The organism is Paenibacillus sp. FSL R5-0914, assembly GCF_038004525.1.
Classification (GTDB): Bacteria; Bacillota; Bacilli; order Paenibacillales; family Paenibacillaceae; genus Paenibacillus_AQ.
Genome location: NZ_JBBORH010000001.1, coordinates 1,294,407 through 1,316,948, shown reverse-complemented (window position 1 = coordinate 1,316,948; position 22,542 = coordinate 1,294,407). Strand labels below are relative to the sequence as shown.

Genomic DNA, 22,542 nt, shown 5'->3' with positions numbered 1-22,542 from the left:
GTGTTACACTACTTCTTGTATAAACATGTTTCCTACTAATATACCCGTTAACCGTAGATTGTTCAATAAAAGGGGGCACAAGGCACGGATCATTTTTTAGTGTCTTTAGACCTTTTGACTTCTGTCAGGGCGATAGAGTAGCATGATAATCATAAGAAATAATCCATAATCATACATAAGGCCTTGTGCCAAAAAGGAGGCAACCGCTTGTTTAATTATGTCATCGATGAAGAGCTGATGTTAAAGCCGCTAATGCCAGAGCACGCTCGGCACATGTTCGCGTTAGTAGAGCACTCACGGGAACGACTACGACAATGGCTCCCTTGGGTGGATGCCGTTACGGAACAGGCCCACACTCTAAATTTCATCAAAAATGCGGTTAAACAAAGCACTGACAATGGTGCTTTTACCGCTGGACTATGGGTTCGCGGTGAGCTCGCCGGTGTTATTGGGTATCACCAGATTGACTGGCATAACCGATCTGTTGGGATCGGCTACTGGCTGGGTGAAGGATATGAAGGTAAAGGGTATATGACCAGTGCCTGTCGGGTTCTAGTAGACTATGCACTACTGGAAATGGAGCTGCAGCGTGTAGAAATTCGCTGCGCGACCGGAAATGTTTCCAGCCGGGCGATCCCGGAACGGCTTGGTTTTGTCCTTGAGGGTGTGATTAGACAGTCAGAGAAACTGCCTGACGGCTACGTCAACCATGCCGTATACGGTTTATTGCGTAGTGAATGGCAGCTGCTCGGCTAAGTTAGGCTAAGCAAACAACACGCTCATAAATAGAAATAAACCTGGAAGGCACACGCCTCCAGGCTTATTTTGGTTTGTAGATAGTGTTTAACTCTCCAGCAGACCCAGCTGTTTTCGAAACTTGTTCCGGACTACGGCGGAGAGAGTTCCTAGCTCCGCAAGAGCTGCCAGTGCAGCTTCCTCTTGCAGCCCTACTTGCATTAAATGTAGTACATGCGCCACGGACGCACCGCCAGCTCCACTTTCTTTTTTGACAATCGCATCTCCGGTTGAGATCTTTCCTTCACGAAGCACACGCAAGTAAAATCCACTATATCTAGTGTCCAGCACTTGAGCCGGGAGATCTGCCGGGCCATGCTTTTGTGAGATTTTGAAGCAAGGATAACGTGGCTGGCTGACCTGCAGCACAGTGGTACCTATTTCGTACACATCGCCAATACACACATCTGTCTCTAATAAGCCGGCAGTTGTTATATTTTCTCCGAAGGCAGAGTATTCCAGTTTCTTCCCAAGCTGCTGCTCCCAGTAGGGATAATGCTCGATGGGGTAGGCACAAACTGCCTTATCAGGGCCCCCGTGATGTTTCAGATCCGCCTGACCATCTCCGATAAAACCATTGGTATTTAGCTGAACTGATCCTTCGACAGGCATTTTATAAATCCCAGTCTCCAAAGGTTTTCCCCGATAATCCACTGTTACTGGCCGCCCCACATTAAGTGAGATGATCTCCATATCCTTCTCCTCCTGTCAGCATGCAGCACATAAATATTTCATCCACATATCGACCGCCAAGATAAAACTCCTCCCGCAGACGTCCCTCTTCCACAAACCCGCATTTACGATAAAAAGAAAGCGCTGATTCATTACAGGATAATACGCGTAGACGCAGCTTACGAATGGCGTTATCTGCGGCATGTTCCTTAATAGCCTCTATGAGCTGCCGGCCAATACCTAAACGTTGATAATCCGGATGAACAGCAATATTGACCTCGCACACATGCCTGTTACTCTCCATTCGACTAGGGCAGCCAAACCCAACATATCCGCATAGCTTGTCATCCTTTAGTGCTACTAGCTGCGAACCCGGGGGAGCATTCAGTAGATAATCCTCTTGGGAACGCCACATTAATGGCCCCGGGCTAGTGTTCTCCGTCCAGATCATATGATCCAGATGAATCAGTTCCCGCACGTCTTTAATCTCTGAGAACCTTATTATAAACCTATCCCTGTTGCTAAGTTTCATAAAGATGTACACCCCTTGCCTTGCACCTCTATAGAATTCACAGTAGATCATTTGAATCCACTATGCTCAACTCTCATCTATCCTATTGACCGCTCCAATGAATTTCCTCGGCGGTTGATATACGCATGAACGATAAAGAATCCTACGGACAGCAGTGCCATCGCACATGCCAACCATGCGGTAGGCGCTAAGCCTCCACTATCGTATAACCTACCCATTAAGTATGGTCCAATCACCCTACCGACTGCCCCCATGCCTCCACTTAGCCCTAAATAGAAAGGAGCACTGCGACCTGCATGATCCGAAATAAAGGAAGGCATGGCCGGAGATATCAGCATTTCCCCAAGCGTAGCGAGTACCATCCCAAGCACTAGACCTGAATAAGTCGGCATCCATAAAAGAACGGCATACCCACCCAAATAAAATAGAGCACTTACTGTCATTTGCGCCGTTGAGGTAGATGCGAACCAGCGTTTAATTACTGTTACGAGCGGCTGAGCTGCAAAAATGAGAATTCCGTTAAGCGTCCAGAGAAAACCATAAGTCTTCTTAGGCCAGCCCTCAGAAATAATGAACGGAGATACCCCTGTATTCCAGATAGAGTTCCCTAATAGTAGGAACATCGAGGCAATACCCATATAAAGATAAATTCGTGTATGCCCCATTAGCTTCCAGGTAGATTGTTTGTCAGGACCAGCCTTCTGGTGTTCTGCGACCTCCTGTGAAGAATCTCCTCCGACTTTCTTGAGATATACAAAAAAGAATACCGCAAATACCGCTGAAGTTACGCCGTTCATCACAAAGCTGAGCATATAAGAAATATCGGCCAAAAAACCACTTAACGCCGTACCCAGTGCTACACCAATATTATTAGCGACATAAATAACATTAAACAGCTCTCCGCGCTGCTTCGTAAAACGAAAGCCGATAAATGCCTGAATCGCAGGTAAGGACAGTGAATTAAAGAGCCCTACCAGTCCCATCGCGACCATAAATAACGTCCAGTTGTTACTTGCTGCCGGCAAAGTGAACAGAGCAAGTGCATTCATGCCCAGCGCTCCAACAATCAGCCGGTTAACGCCTACCTTATGATAGAGTGAGCCCCCGAGTAGTTGACCCACAATTCCTCCAACTGATTGAATAAGAATCACTAATCCAGCATCCGACATGCTGCGTCCAAGCTCATCAAAAACATACATTGTAACCAATGGCCACATCAGTGCACTACCCGTTGCATTAATAAGACTAGCAATTAAAAATATCTTAACTTCTTTAGGATAATTCTGTAAAAACTTCATAAGTAGTGTACATCCCCTGTAATATATGTGTCATTATTCCATCCAGTATTATCCCAAAACAGGGTTCAGGGCAAGCGGACGCATTGACGTGCTATCGTGATAAAGTCTCAGTATACTTTACCTCTTATTTAGGACTAACTTCTGCCGTAGCTGAGAAAAAAGTAGCACCTTTCACGTCCGCATTCCTCCCTATTTCTATTATCTATTTATATTTTATAGTTGCCGCTGTCGTCCGTAAAGTAGACTAAACAATAATGAAGTGTTTCGTTATTACAAAGTCGGGGTAATAGAGCCTAGAAACACTCCCCCTTTTAAAATTCGCTGTGCATCCGAATTCGTTCCCCCGAGCTCGGATACATCACGGCGGATTTTATTTGTCTATACAGCAAAAAGCACCCCTCAACTATTCTAAGGAGTGCTCTATAAGATAGGTTTAGGCGTGTTTTTTTACACCGCTGCCGGACATGCTGTCCACGGACTGAATAGATGCAGGCTCTTTGCGCAGGTAAGCCATCCAATAAGCTGCCGCAACAAAGATCGCACCGCCCGTCAAGTTTCCTAGCCATACCGGAACAAAATTGTTGAAGTACTCTCCCCATGAAAAATAACCTTCAAAAATAGCTGCCGGAATTAAGAACATGTTGGCTACAACGTGCTGGAAGCCGATAGCTACAAAAGCCATCGTTGGGAACCAGATACCGAGGATTTTGCCACTGAAGTTATCTGCTCCATAGGAGAGCCATACCGCCAAAGCTACAAGCCAGTTACAACCGATACCGGAAACAAATGCCGGCAAGAAGTCTGCCTCAAGCTTATGTCCTGCCATCTCCACTAATTTTTCCAAATACACACCGTCAGAGGTTAAACCAACCACGTGACCGAAAAAGTAAGCTACAAACAAAGCTCCCGCTAGATTGCTCAGGGTAATCAATACGAGATTCTTAACCACTTCCCAGAAGGATATCTTCTTCGCCATAAAAGCAAGTGGCACAGCCATCATATTGCCTGTCAGCAGTTCTCCCCCTGCAAGCAGTACTAGAATCAATCCAACAGGGAAGACAGCTGCCCCAATAAAGTTAGCGATGGATCCCCATTCATGTGGTGCGCCAGCAATGACGCGAATATCCAGTAAAAATCCGAGCGCGATAAACGCTCCTCCCAAAAAGCCCAGAATTAGTACGGTGCTTAAAGGATTGTGCGCCTTTTTTATGCCGTTCTCGACCGTGACTGCGGCAATCTGCTGCGGTTTATTATAAGCCATGATTCCTATCCCCTTCATCTATTTACTTAAAATTTGTTCCTTTACGACCATTGTAGCGTGTCATAAAACACATTAACGTGATAATTATCACTTAATGAAAAACTAAGTGAAACTTTTCACTGACATGTCAAATTTAACGAAGCGCATCCATAATTACAATTGTAAGAATAGGCTCCCTATTATTTTAAAGGTAAATAGTACCAGCATCAATCACAAAAAACCGGAGCCATATATGGCTCCGGTTTACCCAACTTTATTGTTCACATGCAATTAAATTATACGGTTACTGCCTCTTTGCTTGGTACTGATGCCGGTAGCGATTCGAGGCCTACTGTATTCAGGAAGTTCCAAGGCTTGTTGTAATGAGGTTGGAAGAAGAAATCGATAAAGGCAAGCTGATCGATTGTCATTTTATTTTGAATACATACAGATACTGTGTTGATCGATTGCGTCAAATCCGTCTTGGACAAGATTTGCGCTCCGAGAATGCGGCGTGTGGCGCGATCAAATACCACTTTTAATTGCACCTGCTCGAAGGTTGGCATAAATTCTGGACGGTAGTTGTCAATAATCATGGTAGTTTCTACGTCCATTCCTTCAGCCTTAGCCCCTTCTTCAGTAAGACCGGTAGCAGCGATATTATCTTCATAAATCTTAATGCCCGAAGTCCCTTGAGTACCCATATAAGGAATCGTCTCTTTCACTAAGTTACGTGCGACCAAAGTGCCCATCCGTACGGCATTGGTTGCCAGTGGAATATAAGCGTGCTTACCTGTAGGGTTGTAATGAATCGCGCAGCTGTCACCAGCGGCATACACATCCGGGCAACTAGTCTGCATATAATCATTAACCAGAATTGCGCCATTAGGCAGCATATCCACTTGACCTTTTAACAGCTCAGTATTCGGACGGAAGCCGATGCAGAGAATTACAAGATCCGCCTCATGCTCCCCTTCGCTTGTGATAACCTTGGTAACTTTACCACCTTCACCAGCAAAAGAACTTACCTTCTCATTCAGCGCTAATTTAATACCATGATCCTTAAAGGATTGTTCGATCGGCGCAGTAAACTCTGGGTCCAAATATTTATTCAAAATACGATCTTCGCCATCAATCAGCGTAACTTGCTTTCCGTTCATTTGGAAGGCTTCCACCAACTCAACGCCGATATATCCAGCGCCTACGACTGTGATTTTATTCGCTTGTTTAGCTTTTTCTATAATGGTATTGGAATGATCATAGTTCTTACAAAGCAAGACGCCTTCCAGCTCAATCCCTTCGAGCTTCGGTACAATCGGCCATGATCCCGTAGTCATAATCAGCTTATCGTAGGTATCGTCAAACTCCTGTCCGGTTATCAAATTGCGAACACGCAATGTTTTGGACTTCGTATCCACAACGGTCACTTCATGACGCATGTTGGTCTTTACACCAAGCTCAGCAAGCTTCTCAGGGGAAGAATAGAACAGCCCGTGTGGGTCCTTGACCACTCCACCTACGTATAAAGCAATTCCACAAGATAAGAAAGAAATATTATCATTACGCTCATAAACCGTAATCTCGGCTTCCGGGTGAAGCTTGGCAGTATTTACAATTGCGGCAGTTCCGGCATGGGTACATCCAATGACAGCTACTTTCATTATTTTCTTCCTCCTTCAAATGGACAACCTGGTTATATATTCGAATTGCTTGACTGACCAAATTAGATCTCTGATCACCGATGAGTTAATTGTGATTTATTTCACTTTATAAACTGATTATATTGTGATATTTATCACATTACAAGTCTTTTCGCCTATATTCTCAGATTGTTCACAATTTTAAGCATTTTCCGTCACTGCTGCCGATTGCGACCTCGTTAGCTTTGCCATGGGCGTAGGACATTATGTTCTGCCCACTCAGGATATACTTTCTTATAACGCGCAAAAAAGGCTTCCCCCTAAACCAACAGGGAAAAGCCTGATCATAAACTGTATCTACACCAAACCGTGAATCACGCCATCCTCATCCATCCATAGTGCCTCAGCAGCTGGCTTAGCCGGTAGACCTGGCATCGTAACGATATTGCCCGTAATCACTACAGCAAACCCTGCACCGAGCGAAAGGGTAATATCACGGATACCTACCGTGAAACCTTCTGGAGCGCCAAGCAATCTAGGCTGATCTGAGAAGGAATAAGGAGTCTTCGCCATACATACTTGAAGATTATTTAACCCAAGACGCTCAATCACCGCTAGGCTGCGTTTGGCCGCAGGGGAAAAGTTAACCTCCGCACCACGGTAAATTTCGCGAACAATCTTGGTGATTTTGGAAGAGATGTCGAGTTCATTTTCATACAAAGGAGCAAAACGTTCAGTGTCGCTATGATCCAGAAGTTTCTTTAATTCCGAAGCCAACTCTTGTCCGCCCGCACTACCTTCTGCCCATACCTTGGATATTGCCGCAGGAACGTTCAATCGGCGACAAGCCTCCACAACGTCATTAATCTCTTCTGGGCTATCGCCTTCAAAATGATTAATGGCAACAAGAACAGGCACCCCAAATTTGCCGAGATTCTCTACATGACGCTCCAAATTAGACAATCCAGAGCGCAGCGCCGTCCGGTTCTCAGTTTGGAGCTCATTCTTAGGTACACCACCGTTATATTTCAAGGATTTCACCGTCACGACAAGCACTGCCGCTGAAGGGGTTAGACCCGCTTGCCGGCATTTGATATCCATGAATTTCTCTGCACCAAGATCCGCTCCGAAGCCTGCTTCTGTAACCACAACGTCTCCCAGCTTGAGTGCATAACGAGTACCGATAACACTACTGCAGCCATGGGCGATATTCGCAAATGGACCACCGTGTACAATAACAGGAGTGCCCTCCAAGGTCTGCACCAGATTAGGCTTAACTGCTTCCTTCAGCAGCGCTGTCATCGCTTCAACTGCCCCTATTTGCTCGGCCGTTACAGGCTGTCCCTCTTGGTCATACCCAATCAAAATACGGTTCAGACGCTTTTTAAGATCACTCAGATTATCGCATAGGCATAATACAGCCATAATCTCAGAAGCTGTTGTAATCTGAAATCCACTTTCCCGCACGGCTCCATTTCCATCTCCGAGCCCTGTCACAATATTCCGCAGACTGCGATCATTCATATCCATCACGCGTTTCCAAACGATACGCTGCGGATCAAGACCCAGCTCATTACCTTGGAAGATATGATTATCAATCATCGCAGACAATAAATTATGTGCAGAAGTCACCGCATGAATATCACCCGTAAAGTGCAAATTAATCTCATCTGCCGGAATGATCTGTGACTTGCCGCCGCCCGTGGCACCGCCTTTCATGCCTAAGCATGGTCCGAGGGACGGTTCGCGCAAGGCAGCCACGGTCTTTACTCCTGCTGCGTTCAGTGCCTGTGCCAGCCCAATGGTTGTTAAGGTCTTCCCTTCGCCAGCAGGGGTTGGATTCACCGCAGTGACCAATACCAGCTTGCCATCTGGTTTGTTCTTCATGTCTTCCCATAAGGACGGTGAAAGTTTACTTTTATATTTGCCGTATAGTTCCAGATGCTCTTCGCCAATTCCCGCTTGTGCTGCTACCTCTGTAATTAACTTCATGCTTGTATTGAACCCTCCTGCCGTTATTATCCTGCTGTATTCCACGCTTTATGCATATTTTGCATGGGCATTACATTCTCTTCAAAGAATACATGGTCTCTGTAAAGCGTCAAGTATAATTTATCACAACAAAATTTAAAGCGCCTATTCTATATTCCTATGTAAAAAAAGAAAATCCCGTCGAGGCTCGGCCAAAGACCGAGGTCGAAAGGATACTTGTAAAATAACAATTCATCAGTCCCTAAATGATCTACAGTAAGGACTCAATCTGTTCTGACATCGTTTCTGGCGATTCCTTTGGCTCCACACGAACTACTACATTACCGCCACGATCAATAAGAAACTTCGTGAAATTCCAGCTGATATCACTGCTGTCGCCAGTACCCGGCTGTTGCTCTTTTAAATAATTGAAAAGAGGGCTGGCATCCGGTCCATTCACATCCACTTTGGCAAACACAGGAAAGGTAACGCCATAATTAATCTGACAGAATTCTTCTGCCTCTTCACTTGTACCCGGCTCCTGACCCGCAAATTGGTTGCAGGGGAATCCTAATACTACAAGTCCCTGATCGCTATACTGCTCGTATAGCTTCTGGAGATCCCCATACTGCGGTGTAAGTCCGCATTTACTAGCCGTATTGGCAATCAGCACTACCTTACCTTCATACTCTGTAAATGACACTTCTTTACCCGAAGGCGTAACGCCGGAAAAATTGTAGATCGACATCCTAATTCCCCTTCCTTCCATGTACTTAGACTACACTACGTATCTTACCCGAATTATAACAGATTGCAACTTATCGACACTTTCTGTAAACACTAAGATAAAAAAAAGCAGCCCTATGTATTTCTTAGGACTGCTCTCTATCACTCTGTTATTTGGATACGGGTACGACATCATAATATTCTTCCAGCGTAATCCCTTTATCCGCAATATAAGTAGCTATATCCTTGCCCACATAACGGATATGCCACGGCTCGTACTTATATCCTGTAATGTCCTGCTTTCCTTCTGGAAAGCGGATGATATAACCATATTCGGTTGCATGCTGCGCTAGCCACTCCGCTTCCTTCGTTCCACCAAAACAGCTCTCCGCAGCACATTTCCCGTCACTTCCTGAGACATCGATAGCAAGCCCTGTCTGATGCTCGCTATAGCCAGGCACGGCACTGTAAGTACGAGCCAGTTCTTCTCCGTCTTTCTCAACATAACGATTGAACAGCCTTGTTTGGGTTTCCTTAGAACGGTAGGCCGAAACGCCAGCCAAGTAAATCCCGTCTTCCTCTGCGCCTGCGAACAGTTTCTCTAATGCTTCGGCAGCTTCCTTACGCATCATACGCTTCTCGATTTTCTCTTTAAATGTAAAACGCACTTCCGGGTAGACTAGATCCGTTGGCTTATAGTTCTCCGGCAGTCCATACTCCTTATTCACCATCACAGCTATGCTGTCAGGCTCTTTAAAAGAATCATCAGTTCTATTTCCCTTGCCGTTACTATCCGGTTCGGACGGATCAGAGGGATCCGTTGTATTAGATGGGTTAGCTACCACTGGGTCTGTTATGCCCTCTTCGGTGCTATTTCCATCTTCACCAGGCTCAGCTTGAAGATCATCCTGCACATTTATATTGGAACCGCTACTATCTGAAGCAGAAGGAGAAGGCGTCGTATACTTCCCAATCCCCCACCCAACAGCAATAACGACAATTAACAAGATTATTATTTTTAATTTTTTAGACATCTGCAAGATCTTCCTCCTCGAAGTCGAAACACTCTATTTATCTATTAGACAAGCTTTCCTTCAAAAATGTTACACTAAGATCCTTTTTTAGACAAATATCGCTCGGATAATTGTGCCTACAAAATAAAGTTACCATAGGGAGTTAGCTTGTCCGCTAACTTCCCTATGGTAACAAGTTCTAGTTATGAAATTCCACTCACATTATCTGGATGTGCCTCTGCCGCCGCTTTTAAAGCCGCCGGAGCTTCCGCGTCCACCCCGTGAGGAACCCGTATTTCCGCTGTTGCGGCCGCCTTTACCAGCGCCACCCTTGGCACCGCTATAGCCGCCTTTGCTACCTTTACCACCTTTGCCGCCGCCTCTAGACGGGCCCGTACCGTAGCCGCTGCCTAAGCCGCCTCGTGGTGTGCCGCCAACGTAAGCGCCGCCGTCTGCACCTCTGGCTACGTTCTCGCTGTAGCCAGTGCTTGGGCCGCCCTTCCGGTTCGCACCGCGCGAACCGGTGCTGCTAGGCGCTGCTGCGTTGCCGCTAGCTGGCGCATCGCCTCTGGAGGCGAAGGCGCCATAGCCGCCGCCTACTCGTACTACGCCGGCAGCCTTGCCGCCGCCCTTAGGTGCAGCAGCGTCAAAGCCGCTGCCACCGCGCTTGCCAGCCGCCGCATCAGAACGACCGCCGCGGCGACCTTCTGCAGGCGCGCCCCAGCCGCCTGCTTCCTTACCGCGGCCGCGGCCACCTTGCCGCGCTCCGCCTTCGCCGCGCGGAGCACCGCCGCGGCCAGAACCGCCGGTCTTCGGTCCGCGGCCCGTGCGCGCTGCCTCAGCGCCGCCGCTTTGACGACCGCCGTGGCGTCCGCCGCCTTGTACTGCAACGAATTCGCCAACGCCGAATTCATCCTTGTCGTAACGGCGGCGATCCAGGCGCTGCGAAATGCCGTGCTCGATCAAGTCTAGTCCATCTTGCTCACGTGGAGAAGTGAACGTAATTGCAAGCCCTTTGCCTCCAGCACGGCCTGTCCGGCCGATCCGGTGAATATAGCTATCCACATCAAGTGGCATATCGTAGTTAAAGATATGAGTGATACCTTCGACATCCAGCCCCCGAGCCGCTACATCTGTGGCTACAAGAAGCTGCAGCTTCGCATCACGGAATCTCTTCATTACACCTTCGCGTTTACCTTGAGACAAATCACCGTGCAGCTCATCACAATCATAACCTGCTGCTTGAAGTGCTTCGTTCAGCTTAGACACCCGACGTTTGGTCCGGCAGAAAATAATAGCCAAGTAAGGACGATCCCGTTCAATCAATGTTTTGAGTGCCTCTTCTTTATTACGATCCGAGACTTCCACGACTTGCTGTTTGATATTATCCAGCGGAATCGGAGAACCACTCTTAATAATGATATCCAGAGGCTCTTTCATGTAATTAGCTGCGAGACGTTTAATCGGATCTGGCATCGTCGCAGAGAACAACATCGTTTGACGGCGATAAGGAACAGCCGTAATAATGGTCTCTACATCCTCCAAGAATCCCATATGCAGCATTTGATCCGCTTCGTCCAGAACGAGCATCTTAACGCCACTAAGATCGAGCGTCTCCCGGCGCATATGATCTAGCAGTCTGCCCGGTGTACCGATAATAAGATGTCTGCCACCTTCGAGCTTACGCAGCTGCTTCTCAACATCCTGACCACCATAAACAGCCAAGATTTTAATATCCGTATGACGCGCCAGCTTACGTGCCTCTTCTGTAATCTGCAAAGCCAACTCACGTGTTGGGGCCATAATTAGCGCCTGCGGATAAGCTCGCTCCGTGTGGATCTTGTCCATAATTGGCAGCAAGAAAGCTAATGTCTTCCCTGTACCTGTCTTCGCTCTTGCAATTACATCCAGACCCTGCACCAATGGCGGTATTGCTTCCTGTTGCACTGGTGTAGGCTTAACGATGCCTTGACCTTGAAGCAATGTACACAGTAATTCTGAAACACCTAATTCTTTAAATCCCGGCAAATTCTCCACCTCACTATTTTCTCAGTTAAATTTGATTACATCTCTTACTTAACTTCCGTCTTCCAAAGCCCTATTCAGGCAGCCCCTACCCGACTGTCCTTTTGGGGGCGTATGCTTCCGATTCAGCTATATTCAAACAAAAGCGGAAGAACCCGTCACCGGCATTCTTCCGTCCCATGTATCCCTTGACCCGTTAAAAGAGTGCGGTCAAAGTTCGGTTTCTGGGCAGCAGCGATCCACCGGACGTTTAGACGGCACTCCATTTGCGTTCCATTCCACTTTATACAATAGAAGTAAAGTTAAGCTTAGAAAGTTATCTTTTATATTGTACTTGATAGAACGGCATTTGTGTGAAACTGCAGAATAATAATTATTCTATCCTGTAGTTGTAGGTTAGAACCTTCCCGATTTAAAAATCGCAAAGATCAACCATAAGAACATCAGAAGCGCTACTACGCCGCCAATCTCCACTGTAGGGAAATTCCATAACACTGAAGGCTGACCGCGCATCGCAGTTCCAATAATGAGTCCAACCATGATAATGCTGAACGCAAGCATCACAATACTAAACGCTAAGCGGTTCCCAACCCGGTCCAGCTTTCGCTCCAAATGCTCCAGCTCAGGTGCCACAATCTCTACCTTTAGCTTTCCCTTACTAATTAGCGCGGATAACTGCCTTGCCTGCCCAGGAAGCTCTAGAAGACTCTCCGTTAAATCGGCTACGCCTCCAAGGAACTTGCGCTGCAATCGGGGGCCACTAAATCGCTGCTTCACAAGTTCCCGTCCAAAAGGCTCTGCCATCTCTAAAATGCTAATCGTTGGATCCAAGTTGCTAATGACGCCCTCAAGCGTCAGCATCGTCTTACCAAGCATCGTTAGATCCGGGGGAAGGACTAATCGATGCTTGCGAGCAATGCCAAACAGATCATTTAGCGCTTTACCTATGCTCATCTTACTGAACGGAACATCATAATACTCTTCGCGAAGTCGATCCATATCATTATGCAACGCCGCTCGATCAGCATCCTCAGGGATGACGCCGAGACGCAAAATTGCCCGGACCATCGCATCCGTATTCTTGCGCATTAGTGCGATGACAAGCGCAGACAACTGCTCTTTCATCTCTTCGTTCAGCCGCCCCATCATACCAAAATCAATCAAAGCCAGCTTCCCATCAGCCATTCTCATAACATTCCCTGGATGCGGATCTGCATGAAAAAAGCCATGAATGAAAATTTGTCTTAGCATCATTTCCACGAGCTGCTGAGCAATAACCTTAAGCTTAACGCCGCTACTCAGTAGTTCATCGCGACGACTTAGCGTTATCCCTACCACATATTCCATCGTCAGCACTCGTGCTGACGTATAGTCCCAATAAATATCCGGGATGTATACTCCGTCATAATCCATCTGTTGAGCAATTTTCTCTGCATTGCGTCCTTCTTGGCCGTAATCCAGCTCACCAAGCAGAGATTTCGAGAATTCCTCTACCATACGGGACAACTGATATTGCCTCGCCCAGCCTAGCTGCTTCTCAGCAAGGGCGCTCAGATCTTTGAGAATTTCCAAATCCCTACTCATCGTTCGCAGTATGCCAGGGCGCTGAACTTTAACAGCCACGACCTGCCCACTGTGAAGAACAGCTCTATGCACTTGACCGATCGACGCAGCCGCAAGAGGAGTATCCTCAAAGGAATTAAAGATTTCCTCCATCCGTTGATCGAGTTCATGCTCCACAATCGTGCGCACGCGCTCCACAGGGAACGGGGGCACATTATCCTGTAGTTTTACCAATTCTTGAATAATAGAATCAGGCAGCAGATCCGAACGTGTACTGGCGAGTTGTCCAAGCTTTATAAAGGTTGGGCCCAAATCCTCCAATACGAGCCGAATCCGCTCCCCGAGCGTAAGGCTTGTATGAGCTTCTTGCGTTACAAGACGGCGTGGAAGGGATAATAAATGATAGAGCCCCAGCTCCTCCACCATATAGCCAAAACCATGGTGCATAAGCGCCATGGCAATGGACCGGTATCGTCCGGCATGTCTGATACGTACTGCCATTTAGTCCGTACGCGTTTCCGCCGATGTTCCTTCTAGATGGGAAATGCCCTCCAGCTCGGCCAATCGACGCTCCAACACAGCAATTCGGCCTTCCAGCTCGTCAATATCACTTTGTACAGGAACCTTCATTTCCTTCAACACGCGTTGTACTTGTTCTTGTACAACAGACTTGAGCATACCTCGCTCTTCCTCACCGCGTTCAATCAGACGGTCAACAAGGGCCTTAGACTCCGAAGGAGCAAGCTCCCCACGCTTCACTAGTTCCTCAACAACCTTTTCTACTTTTTCCTTACTAACAATGGTGAGGCCCACTCCTAAAGAGATCGCTTTTTTAAACAAATCACTCATAGTACTTCCTCCCAAAGATTCCGTTTCGTTACAAACGGAGTTGATGATTAAAGTATACCTCACTGTGTGCGTATTTCAAAAAAACGCAATATCCCTTAGTTACTTACCGGAATACGTGCAGCCCAAGTAGCTGCCTGCAAGATCAGTTTACGTAGTGCTGGATGGCGGAAGGATGGCTCATGATGCCCAGGCATCAGGAACACTACTCGTCCTAAACCATAGCTGTGGCACCATGCAGCTGGAAGCCATTGACCCTCCGATTCATACTGAAGAAGAATAGTCCGATCTGTGAACGGATCAAATTCGAAATGATAAGGCTCCTCATCCAGCTGGAAGTCTTCAACGCCCTCAGTAATGTCATGCTCTAGCACCTTAAAATTCATTGGCTCGTAAGCGGTGTGACCATTAAAGCGTCCACCGATCAGCTGAGCTAGTTCGTTACGCTTCGTCAAAGAAGCACCTGTATGAAGAACAATCAGTCCTCCACCACCGCTCACATAGCTGAGTAGGCCAGCGGTTTGCTGAGGAGATACAGTTTCATTCCATAATTCGTTGTAGGCAATGCATAAGTCATAACTTCCTAAATGCTCAATGCGCATCATTTTTTTGTTTTCTGAACACTGAACGGTTAATAAATCATTTAAGATCTCGCTAATTTGTTGGTCCACTCCTTGAAGTGGATGGAAACGGGGATGGGTATAATCACCAAGTAACAGACATTTTCTTTTGTCCATGGGGATCCTCCTCCTTATTCATTGTTATTATTCATCACATGTTGCCTATATTCTAAGGAAAACTGCTGCGAATGTCCATGCAGATGGCAGGTTTACTACTCTTAAGGCATCCTCTTCCGGGTAAAAAAGCATCCCCACCCATTGAATCCGGCGGGAATGCTTCTGAATAGTAACGTAAATCTTGTAAAGCTTCCGCACACTGTGATCTAGCGATTCGCCGCCACATATTTGCCCAACTCTACAATCATGCTTCCCATCCGTTCATGCTCAGGCATGATGATACGTTGTAGGCCCTCTTCTTTTAGAGCCTCAGAGGTAATACGCCCTACAGAAACAGCAAGCACTTTATCCTCGAAAGACCTTAGCATCTCCTCCAGCTTGCCCTGTTCCCGAGCAAATTGAGAGAGGAAACGAAATTGTGGCGCACTTGTAAAAGCTACGGCATCAATCTTACCTTCTATGATTTCTGTAAGCAATCTTTCAAGCTCACCCGGTTCTGGTAGAGTATGACGATACGGCAGCACTTGGCGGGTATTCGCCCCAGCCTCCTGCAGCCATGCGAGCATACGAGGAGCTGGATCGCCGTGCAGCTGTAGTACGACCTCCTTGCCCTGCAAATCCAGAGATTGAAGCCCACGAATCAATCCGATCGTACTTCCGTCGTCGTCACGAACCTCCGGCGTAAGTCCTCTTTTTTTCAAAGCATTCACTGTCTTATAACCCCGTGCAGCAATAATAGAACCAGAAAGGACCTCTAAGTAACGCTCAGCGATATTAAGGCGTTCAGCCGTTTGGAAGAGAGCATCCAGTCCCATGCCTGTGGTAAGGATCACCAAATAAGGCGGATGGCTGATCCATGAATTCAATCCTTCCTCTAATGCCTCATCATCAAGAAAGACAGTACCTTGAGCAGGTCGACATAACGCCGTCCCCCCCATATTTTGCACCAACTTGGCCATCTCTTCCGATTTGCGCGGGCCCGCCAAGGCGACCGTGAACCCTTTCAGTTGCTCTGCCATGTACTATTGTCTCTCCTCTCTCCGTTGCCTAACCCAACATTATTGTTTATCAGTATACTTGCAAAGGGCTGCAAAAGGGAAGATAAAAGCATCGTTTTCCTATATGAAATATATATTATTACTAGGAAGAGTGTATTTTAAAGCTACTCACAAGCTTTTGCAGTTCCTCCGCAAGACGGCTAAGGTCGGTAGACGAAGACGCCATCTCTTCAACAGAAGCGAGCTGCTCTTGCGCTGCCGTCGCGATGGTCTCTGTATTCACAGCCGCTTCTTCAGAGATGCCGCGAATCTCTCCTATAGCCTTCTCCATGTGATCTGATTCCACCAATAAGGTCTGTACAGCCCCACCCATTGCCTCAATCTTCTCTGCGGCACTCTTGACCGCTCTACGGATACGGGAGAAGGAACGTCCGGAAGTATCCACGGCCTCTATCCCTTCGGTTACGCGCTGCTTTGTGTCTTCCATCGTATGAGTCACCAGCGTCATCTCACTATTAATGGCGGTAATCTGCTCTGCAATCAAATGCGCTGATCTCTCTGATTCCTCTGCCAGCTTACGCACTTCAGCAGCGACAACGGCAAATCCACGGCCATGCTCTCCAGCTCTGGCCGCCTCAATAGAAGCATTGAGAGCTAACAGATTGGTCTGACGGGCAATCCCTGTGATTACGCCGACAATGCCCTCAATTTGACCGGTTCTTTCGTTCAGCTTGTCGATTACACTGCCAAGCTCTCCCACCGTTCTATCGATACCATTGATCTTATCCACCACGCTGATGACGGAATCATTTCCTTCCGAAGCAGAGAGTGAAGTCTTGTCCATCATCGCAGACACCTGCTCCATATATACGGAAATATGATCCACTTCGCTTGTCGTCGCCGCTGTACTTTCCATTCCTTTGCGTACACCGATCACCTGCCGTTCCGTCCCTGCCGCTACCTCCTGAATCGCTATCGTCATTTGTTCGATCGTTTGGGCATTCTGCTCCGCACTGGCAGTCAGCTCTTCGGCTGAAGAGGAGACATTACTCGTCATCTCCTGCACACCTATGATCATCTGGCGCAGGCTGAGCACCATTAATTGAAAGTTCTCGGCTAGCATGCCAATTTCATCTTTGCGGAAAGCCCCCATGTCTTCGGACAGATCCCCTTTGGCTATCACGGCAGTTGCTTTCCGCAAACGGATCAGAGGCTTCAAGATAGATTGAATATTAAAATAGATTACGATTAGTGCAAGCAGAACGGAAGCTACAATTACAAGCAGCGCTGTATTGCGGATTCCACTCGTTACTGAAGTCACTTCATCTATGCTTATCGTGCCTCCGATTCTCCAGCCCGTAAGCTCATTTACCATAAACGTCATCTTTTTGTGCGTACCCTTGTAGACATAATCAAAAGTACCTTGATCTTCCTCGAACATTGTCTTTATAAAGTCATCGGATGACTCCAGCCCAATAGCCTCTGTTGGATGAACAAGATATTTCTTGCTGTTATCCAGGATAATAATATATCCTTCCTTGCCCACCTTGGTCGCGGTCAATTCTCCTAATGCAGATAGATTGAGATTCAGGGTTATCACCCCGTCACCGCTCTTCAGGACCGTTGATATCGCGATCGCCGTTTCCTGATTCACAGTTTGAAAGGCCGGAGAAATCACAACACCTTTCCCGTGCTTCAGAGAATTAATATAGGCACTTTCCTGTCTGGGATCATAGCCTTCGGGCAGCTTGGCTTCCGAAGCATGGATCGATTGCCCTCTGCTTGTACTAACATATATATCTAGCACATCAGGATGTAGCACAGCATATTCCTTTAATCTGTCCTTCATAGAAGCTACCGTCTCTCCATTTGCCTCACTGTTGGTCCCCTCAGCGGTGAACTCAGCAGCAAAATAAGAAATAGTATCTATTTTTGATTGAATATTCGAGTTGATGATTGCATCTACTGCCTCAACACTTTCGGTAGCATTGTTCACCAGTTGATCTTCCACTTCATGGCTAGCAGATTGATAGGTTCGCCAACCGATAATGATACTGGGCAACAGTAGAACTAATAGGTATGTAAGAATTAATTTGGTTCGGATACTCATACCCGCTTTTTTGTTCATAGATGTCATCACACTCTCTCTCTTCTAATCTTAAAGAAGGACTTATTTACCAGACTTACTATATAATTATATATCCTCCTTTGGAACCGATTTTCCTCCTATCTTTCTTCATTTTTCTCATCATTCTTAAAAATTGTCATATAAACGCAACAAAAAGACCGCCTCAAAGAGAGCGATCTACTCAAATAAGCCTATTTCTTATTATTACCGTAGCAAAAGGCTCCGGTTCTTTCATCCTAGTTCACGTTCTTGTTCTTGCAGTTCGGGCAGACGCCTCCGAATACCACATGAGCATGACCAATGGTATAACCTGTATCCTTGGCCACTGTGTTCATCCAGTCTCGTGGAACTTGGTTCATTACCTCATCAACCGCACCGCAAACCTCGCAAATGATATGCTGGTGATCATCCATGCGGGCATCATATCTGCTGGCAGCCTCACCAAGCTTAAGCTCACGAATCATTTGTTTATCTGAAAGATAACGAAGAGAGTTATATACAGTACCGTATGCTAAGCTATGACCTTGTTCTACTAGCCGGTTCATTACTTCCGCAGCAGTGGGATGGTCATGTGAATTAAGGACGATATCGTAAACGGCTTGACGTTGGGAAGTCAAATTTAGACTTTTCATTGCTATCATCCTCTAACTTATTTTTAGATCAAGTATAAATCGTGAATGTAAGAACGTCAATCCCACTTTTATCCACTCATTACTTTCTCAGTTACTTAATCAATCCTGAATATTTGATGTTAACATCAGCTTTGACCTGAAAATCGAGCCCAGCATAGAGCTCCTTCCACACTTCCATTTCGGTATCATTATTAAAATGTCTAGCTCCATAGTGCAGCCCCCACCCAAAAGGATCCAAACCGCTCGTATGAATTTTTTTCAGTAATGCTAAGATATCATCTTCCAATTCTTTCTCGCCGGCCGTCTGAATTTTTTTCAACAAGCTATGTGTCACCAAATCCTGGCTGCTACTCTCTTCGAGGATCCCTTTAATCTTAATATGGTATCGAATAGTTGCTTTTCCGCTCTCCGTATTTAGTATCTTGTAGTCCGAGGATGATCTCTCTGTGTAATACTGATACATGACCCCCTCGATATAGGCTGGCAAATTGGTCCGTAAGTTGGAGCGCGACAGCAGATTGTATAGCCGGGTTTCGTTCGGTGTAAGCACCATCTTGATTTTCTCGCTATCCAGTAGAGCAATTTTATCAATTAAGAACTCACTCTTCCCTTTGGCCTCGATAATCGGCAAAATCGGATCAATACCCTTCTCATAAATATTTCTCATCAACTGAAAGGAATACACACTAGCAATAAAAGGAGACTCCGTTCCCTGACCACTCATCGCCAGAATAAGAGAATTCGATGGAATTCGCTCCGATTCGGGTCGTACCTGCAGCACTTGAAGTGCCTCCGGACGCCCGACTGCAAAATTTACAATAAGCTGGACATCTCTGCGCCGCACGGCCCAATCCATAACATGCTGAATATCTTTGCGTGCGATCCCTTCTCCCAAAATAATCGATTTACAATGGGAATAATCAAGCTCCTTCTCCACTTTTGACTTCATTCTGCGGAGCGCTTCCGAAATACTAGGGGACTCTTCGGTTAATATCTGCATCTTCTCATCAATCTTAGTAACTTCCCCCTGTGGGATGGCCAGTTTCAAGCTGATCTTGAAAGTCCCTTCTTCTTCACCAGGGTCAACACCGATCGCCAGTACGAATATCCTTAAATCAATTTCTTTGAAGTCACAGCCGGCAAGGAGTAGCAGTAACACAATTCCTATTGCACTAAGTGCTTTTCTCACAACCTCTGCCTCCTTACTTTGCGATAACAATAAAACAGCAGAGCGATTAAGAACATCTCACCAAACCAGCGGATCTGTAGAAACCAAATGCCCAACACGTTGAGCTGATATTGATCCATCCATATTAAGGAGAGGACCACTCCGCTAAACAAGCACAGGATGAGCCACTCTTTCCACTGCTCTGCCTTCTGGGATTTTTTTTTCGTAGATGAAATAGCACCTTTGAATAATCCTAACCCTACATGCCAATGAACAATTACACTCACCAGAGATAAAGTCATATAGGCAAAATAAAAAATAAACAACATCCGTTCAATAATAAAGGATTCTATCCGGATACTGTCTGCCGTCGAGAACCACGTATATACATGTCTCTCAATCGCAACAGTACCGAAATAACCGATAGGGACCAAAAAGGTTATGAGAAGTACGAGAAGTCCTTCCACCCCTAAAATCCAGACATGCTTTAGCTTTAACCCATGAAATACCCGATTAAAGATGGCTAGATTAATATAACCACTAAAAGAAAAGGTAGCTGCCGAAAGACTCATCAAATCCGGCTTATGCCAGATGTATGTAGTAATCTGCAGAACAGAATCCCAATTGAAGTCCGGATTGGTCAGCGCCTTTACAATGCCATAGACAATTAACGGTAATGTAACGAAAAGAATGATTTCAAGACCATACAAAAGTGATAGTGAATCAAAGCGACAGCAGATGCAGACCAATATCAGAAAGCCGATCACGACAGTATATGGGCTTGAATTCGGACTGACATATCTCAGCGTAATATCTACAAAGGAAAGCAAGGTAACCCCCCCAGCCACACACCATAAACCCGCAAAAAAGACAAGTAAGGGTTTGACTAGCAGCTTAGGAAGAAGAGGGGTAAATATTTCCGGAAACCCCTTTCCAGGAAATTTAGCAATCAATACAGTAAATATATAGACAAACAAAGTACCAAGGATCGTTGCAATTAGTATAGAGAACAAAGCACCGTCAAAGCGTCTATCTATTAGTTCCCTAGGAACAAAATTAATGATGTTGATCAAGCTGTTCATCAGAAAAAGACAGTAGAAATAACGGCTTTTGGCCATCAATGTTCCCCGCCCTTCTTCTTACCAAGGTTATCAAGAAAAAACAATCTGAAATAAGGTTGTCCAAAGCTACGCTGATTGCATAAATACATCGCGAATCCCACAACACAGACCACTACACCAACCATTCCTAGAACAGCGGCAGCTATAAGAAAAATGTACTTCAGCACGCGTATCGACAAGCTCATCATATTCAGAGGAATCAGAAAATTGGATATCGCAACGGCAGAGACCAATATAATCATAATATTACCTACAAGCCCTGCCGCCGTAGCTGCCTGACCTAAGATTAGACCTCCGACCGTCGTGGCCGTAGGACCAATCGCTTTGGGCAGCCGTAAACTCGCCTCGGTCAGAAATTCCATCATCATAAGCATTAAGAGCACTTCCACAAAAGATGGATAAGGCACGGTCGCGCGACTACCCGAAATGAGTAGTGCAACCTGCACACGAATAATCTCTGGGTTATAAGAGGTAAGTGTTACATAGATCGCAGGCAGCCACAACGTCATGCACACACCGATAATTCGGAGTAGCTTTAAGAAACGGCCCACAATAGGAAATTGGATCTTATCATCCATGGATGTAAAAAAATCATTAAATATGGAGGGCAACACTATCGCATATCCCGTTGTATCCAGGAGTATCGCTACTTTTCCTTCAGACAAATTAAACACAACTCTATCAGGTCTTTCAGTAATAATAGACTTAGGGAGTATTCTCAATTTATCACTGCTTATAAACTTCTCAAGTTCTCCCGTAGCCTGTAAAATATCAACCTTTAGGGTATTCATCTTCTCCCTTAATTCCGCTAATACATTATGATCAACACGACTGATGTCGTATAGGATGGCCACTTTTGTTTTGGAGACATCGCCGATGATCATGGTTTCCATTTTGAGATTAGTGGATTGATAGCGACGGCGAATCATGTTCAGATTAACCGCAATATCCTCCGTTAGTGCATCTGAAGGTCCCTGTGAAATGCTTTCTGCAGACGTTTCACTAACACCGCTGCTCTCTGTACTCATCGCGTCAAAAAAACAAATCACATCATTTATGCTAAGAAGAACGTAGCCACTAAGCAAAAGATCGATCGCTATTTCCTTCGTAGTCTCCTCTTCCGTGCCCGGATACGTCGTAATGTAATCAAGGTAAGCGTTAGTATCCCCCATCTCATAGAACGGCGTAATCACATGGCGACTGAGCGTCTGCGAATCTGTAACGCTTTTAATATAAATTAAGTTGATCTGCCCAAAAGGTGCAACAAGCGTTCGATCGATTAAATCGGCGAATCCGTCCAACTCACCCTTGATCCATTCCAGAGAAACATTGTGCTTATCCTGTTGAACTGACATGGATCATCCCTCCTATTTATCCTGCGCTTCCCGGATGCCACCTTATTTTGGCACTATTTCTCTGAATTCATGCACTGCACAT

At 46.1% G+C, this 22,542-nt stretch carries 19 protein-coding genes; 1 reads left to right on the top strand and 18 read right to left on the bottom strand.

All coding sequences use genetic code 11. From position 1 onward, the window contains the following. Positions 1 to 207 precede the first annotated feature (207 nt). Positions 208 to 756, top strand: a complete 549-nt coding sequence (locus MKX60_RS05685) for a GNAT family N-acetyltransferase (RefSeq protein ID WP_076285633.1) — start codon at positions 208 to 210, stop codon at positions 754 to 756. Between the two features lie 87 nt (positions 757 to 843). Here MKX60_RS05685 and MKX60_RS05680 read toward each other — a convergent pair whose 3' ends face one another. The 18 genes from MKX60_RS05680 to MKX60_RS05595 all read right to left on the bottom strand — a co-directional run bounded on the left by MKX60_RS05680 (position 844) and on the right by MKX60_RS05595 (position 22,460). After that, on the bottom strand, positions 844 to 1,488 hold the full coding sequence (locus MKX60_RS05680; RefSeq protein ID WP_341059266.1) for an MOSC domain-containing protein: 645 nt from the start codon (positions 1,486 to 1,488) through the stop codon (positions 844 to 846). Next, the gene (locus tag MKX60_RS05675) at positions 1,469 to 1,999 is read right to left on the bottom strand and encodes a GNAT family N-acetyltransferase (protein WP_076285631.1); all 531 of its coding nucleotides are present in this window, start codon (positions 1,997 to 1,999) and stop codon (positions 1,469 to 1,471) included. The genes MKX60_RS05680 and MKX60_RS05675 overlap by 20 nt, the downstream gene beginning before the upstream one ends. Positions 2,000 to 2,076: 77 nt before the next feature. After that, a complete protein-coding gene (locus MKX60_RS05670) occupies positions 2,077 to 3,297 on the bottom strand; it encodes an MFS transporter (RefSeq protein ID WP_076118992.1) in 1,221 nt (406 codons plus the stop codon). A 433-nt stretch (positions 3,298 to 3,730) separates the two neighbouring features. Continuing rightward, on the bottom strand, positions 3,731 to 4,558 hold the full coding sequence (locus MKX60_RS05665) for a formate/nitrite transporter family protein (RefSeq protein WP_042192534.1): 828 nt from the start codon (positions 4,556 to 4,558) through the stop codon (positions 3,731 to 3,733). 275 nt (positions 4,559 to 4,833) lie between these two features. Beyond that, positions 4,834 to 6,198, bottom strand: coding sequence for an FAD-dependent oxidoreductase (locus tag MKX60_RS05660; RefSeq protein ID WP_341059265.1), 1,365 nt, complete (start codon positions 6,196 to 6,198; stop codon positions 4,834 to 4,836). A 336-nt stretch (positions 6,199 to 6,534) separates the two neighbouring features. Beyond that, positions 6,535 to 8,169: a formate--tetrahydrofolate ligase gene (locus MKX60_RS05655; RefSeq protein WP_339267650.1), complete on the bottom strand. Its 1,635-nt coding sequence runs from the start codon at positions 8,167 to 8,169 to the stop codon at positions 6,535 to 6,537. Positions 8,170 to 8,419: 250 nt separating this feature from the next. Continuing rightward, positions 8,420 to 8,896 (bottom strand): glutathione peroxidase, encoded by a 477-nt coding sequence (locus MKX60_RS05650; protein WP_341059264.1) that lies wholly within the window; start codon positions 8,894 to 8,896, stop codon positions 8,420 to 8,422. A gap of 148 nt (positions 8,897 to 9,044) precedes the next feature. Beyond that, entirely contained in the window at positions 9,045 to 9,908 is an 864-nt protein-coding gene (locus MKX60_RS05645; protein WP_341059263.1) for a M15 family metallopeptidase, read from the bottom strand. Between the two features lie 201 nt (positions 9,909 to 10,109). After that, positions 10,110 to 11,915 (bottom strand): DEAD/DEAH box helicase, encoded by a 1,806-nt coding sequence (locus MKX60_RS05640; RefSeq protein WP_339799224.1) that lies wholly within the window; start codon positions 11,913 to 11,915, stop codon positions 10,110 to 10,112. 393 nt (positions 11,916 to 12,308) lie between these two features. Continuing rightward, positions 12,309 to 13,976 (bottom strand): ABC1 kinase family protein, encoded by a 1,668-nt coding sequence (locus MKX60_RS05635; protein ID WP_341059262.1) that lies wholly within the window; start codon positions 13,974 to 13,976, stop codon positions 12,309 to 12,311. Next, positions 13,977 to 14,324, bottom strand: coding sequence for a phasin family protein (locus MKX60_RS05630; RefSeq protein WP_042131416.1), 348 nt, complete (start codon positions 14,322 to 14,324; stop codon positions 13,977 to 13,979). 95 nt (positions 14,325 to 14,419) lie between these two features. After that, positions 14,420 to 15,058 carry a ThuA domain-containing protein gene (locus MKX60_RS05625; protein ID WP_042192549.1) on the bottom strand — a complete coding sequence of 213 codons (639 nt, stop codon included), beginning with the start codon at positions 15,056 to 15,058 and terminating at the stop codon, positions 14,420 to 14,422. Between the two features lie 206 nt (positions 15,059 to 15,264). Beyond that, the gene (locus tag MKX60_RS05620; RefSeq protein WP_341059261.1) at positions 15,265 to 16,077 is read right to left on the bottom strand and encodes a uroporphyrinogen-III synthase; all 813 of its coding nucleotides are present in this window, start codon (positions 16,075 to 16,077) and stop codon (positions 15,265 to 15,267) included. A 121-nt stretch (positions 16,078 to 16,198) separates the two neighbouring features. Further along, entirely contained in the window at positions 16,199 to 18,193 is a 1,995-nt protein-coding gene (locus tag MKX60_RS05615; RefSeq protein ID WP_076285623.1) for a methyl-accepting chemotaxis protein, read from the bottom strand. A 227-nt stretch (positions 18,194 to 18,420) separates the two neighbouring features. Further along, positions 18,421 to 18,816, bottom strand: coding sequence for a Fur family transcriptional regulator (locus tag MKX60_RS05610; RefSeq protein ID WP_042131422.1), 396 nt, complete (start codon positions 18,814 to 18,816; stop codon positions 18,421 to 18,423). Between the two features lie 91 nt (positions 18,817 to 18,907). After that, positions 18,908 to 20,005, bottom strand: coding sequence for a Ger(x)C family spore germination protein (locus tag MKX60_RS05605; RefSeq protein ID WP_076285622.1), 1,098 nt, complete (start codon positions 20,003 to 20,005; stop codon positions 18,908 to 18,910). Further along, entirely contained in the window at positions 20,002 to 21,102 is a 1,101-nt protein-coding gene (locus MKX60_RS05600) for a GerAB/ArcD/ProY family transporter (protein ID WP_341059259.1), read from the bottom strand. Before MKX60_RS05600 ends, MKX60_RS05605 begins: the two co-directional genes overlap by 4 nt. Next, complete coding sequence (locus MKX60_RS05595) at positions 21,102 to 22,460, bottom strand: spore germination protein (RefSeq protein WP_339799238.1); 1,359 nt, start codon at positions 22,458 to 22,460, stop codon at positions 21,102 to 21,104. The genes MKX60_RS05600 and MKX60_RS05595 overlap by 1 nt, the downstream gene beginning before the upstream one ends. Positions 22,461 to 22,542 lie beyond the last annotated feature (82 nt).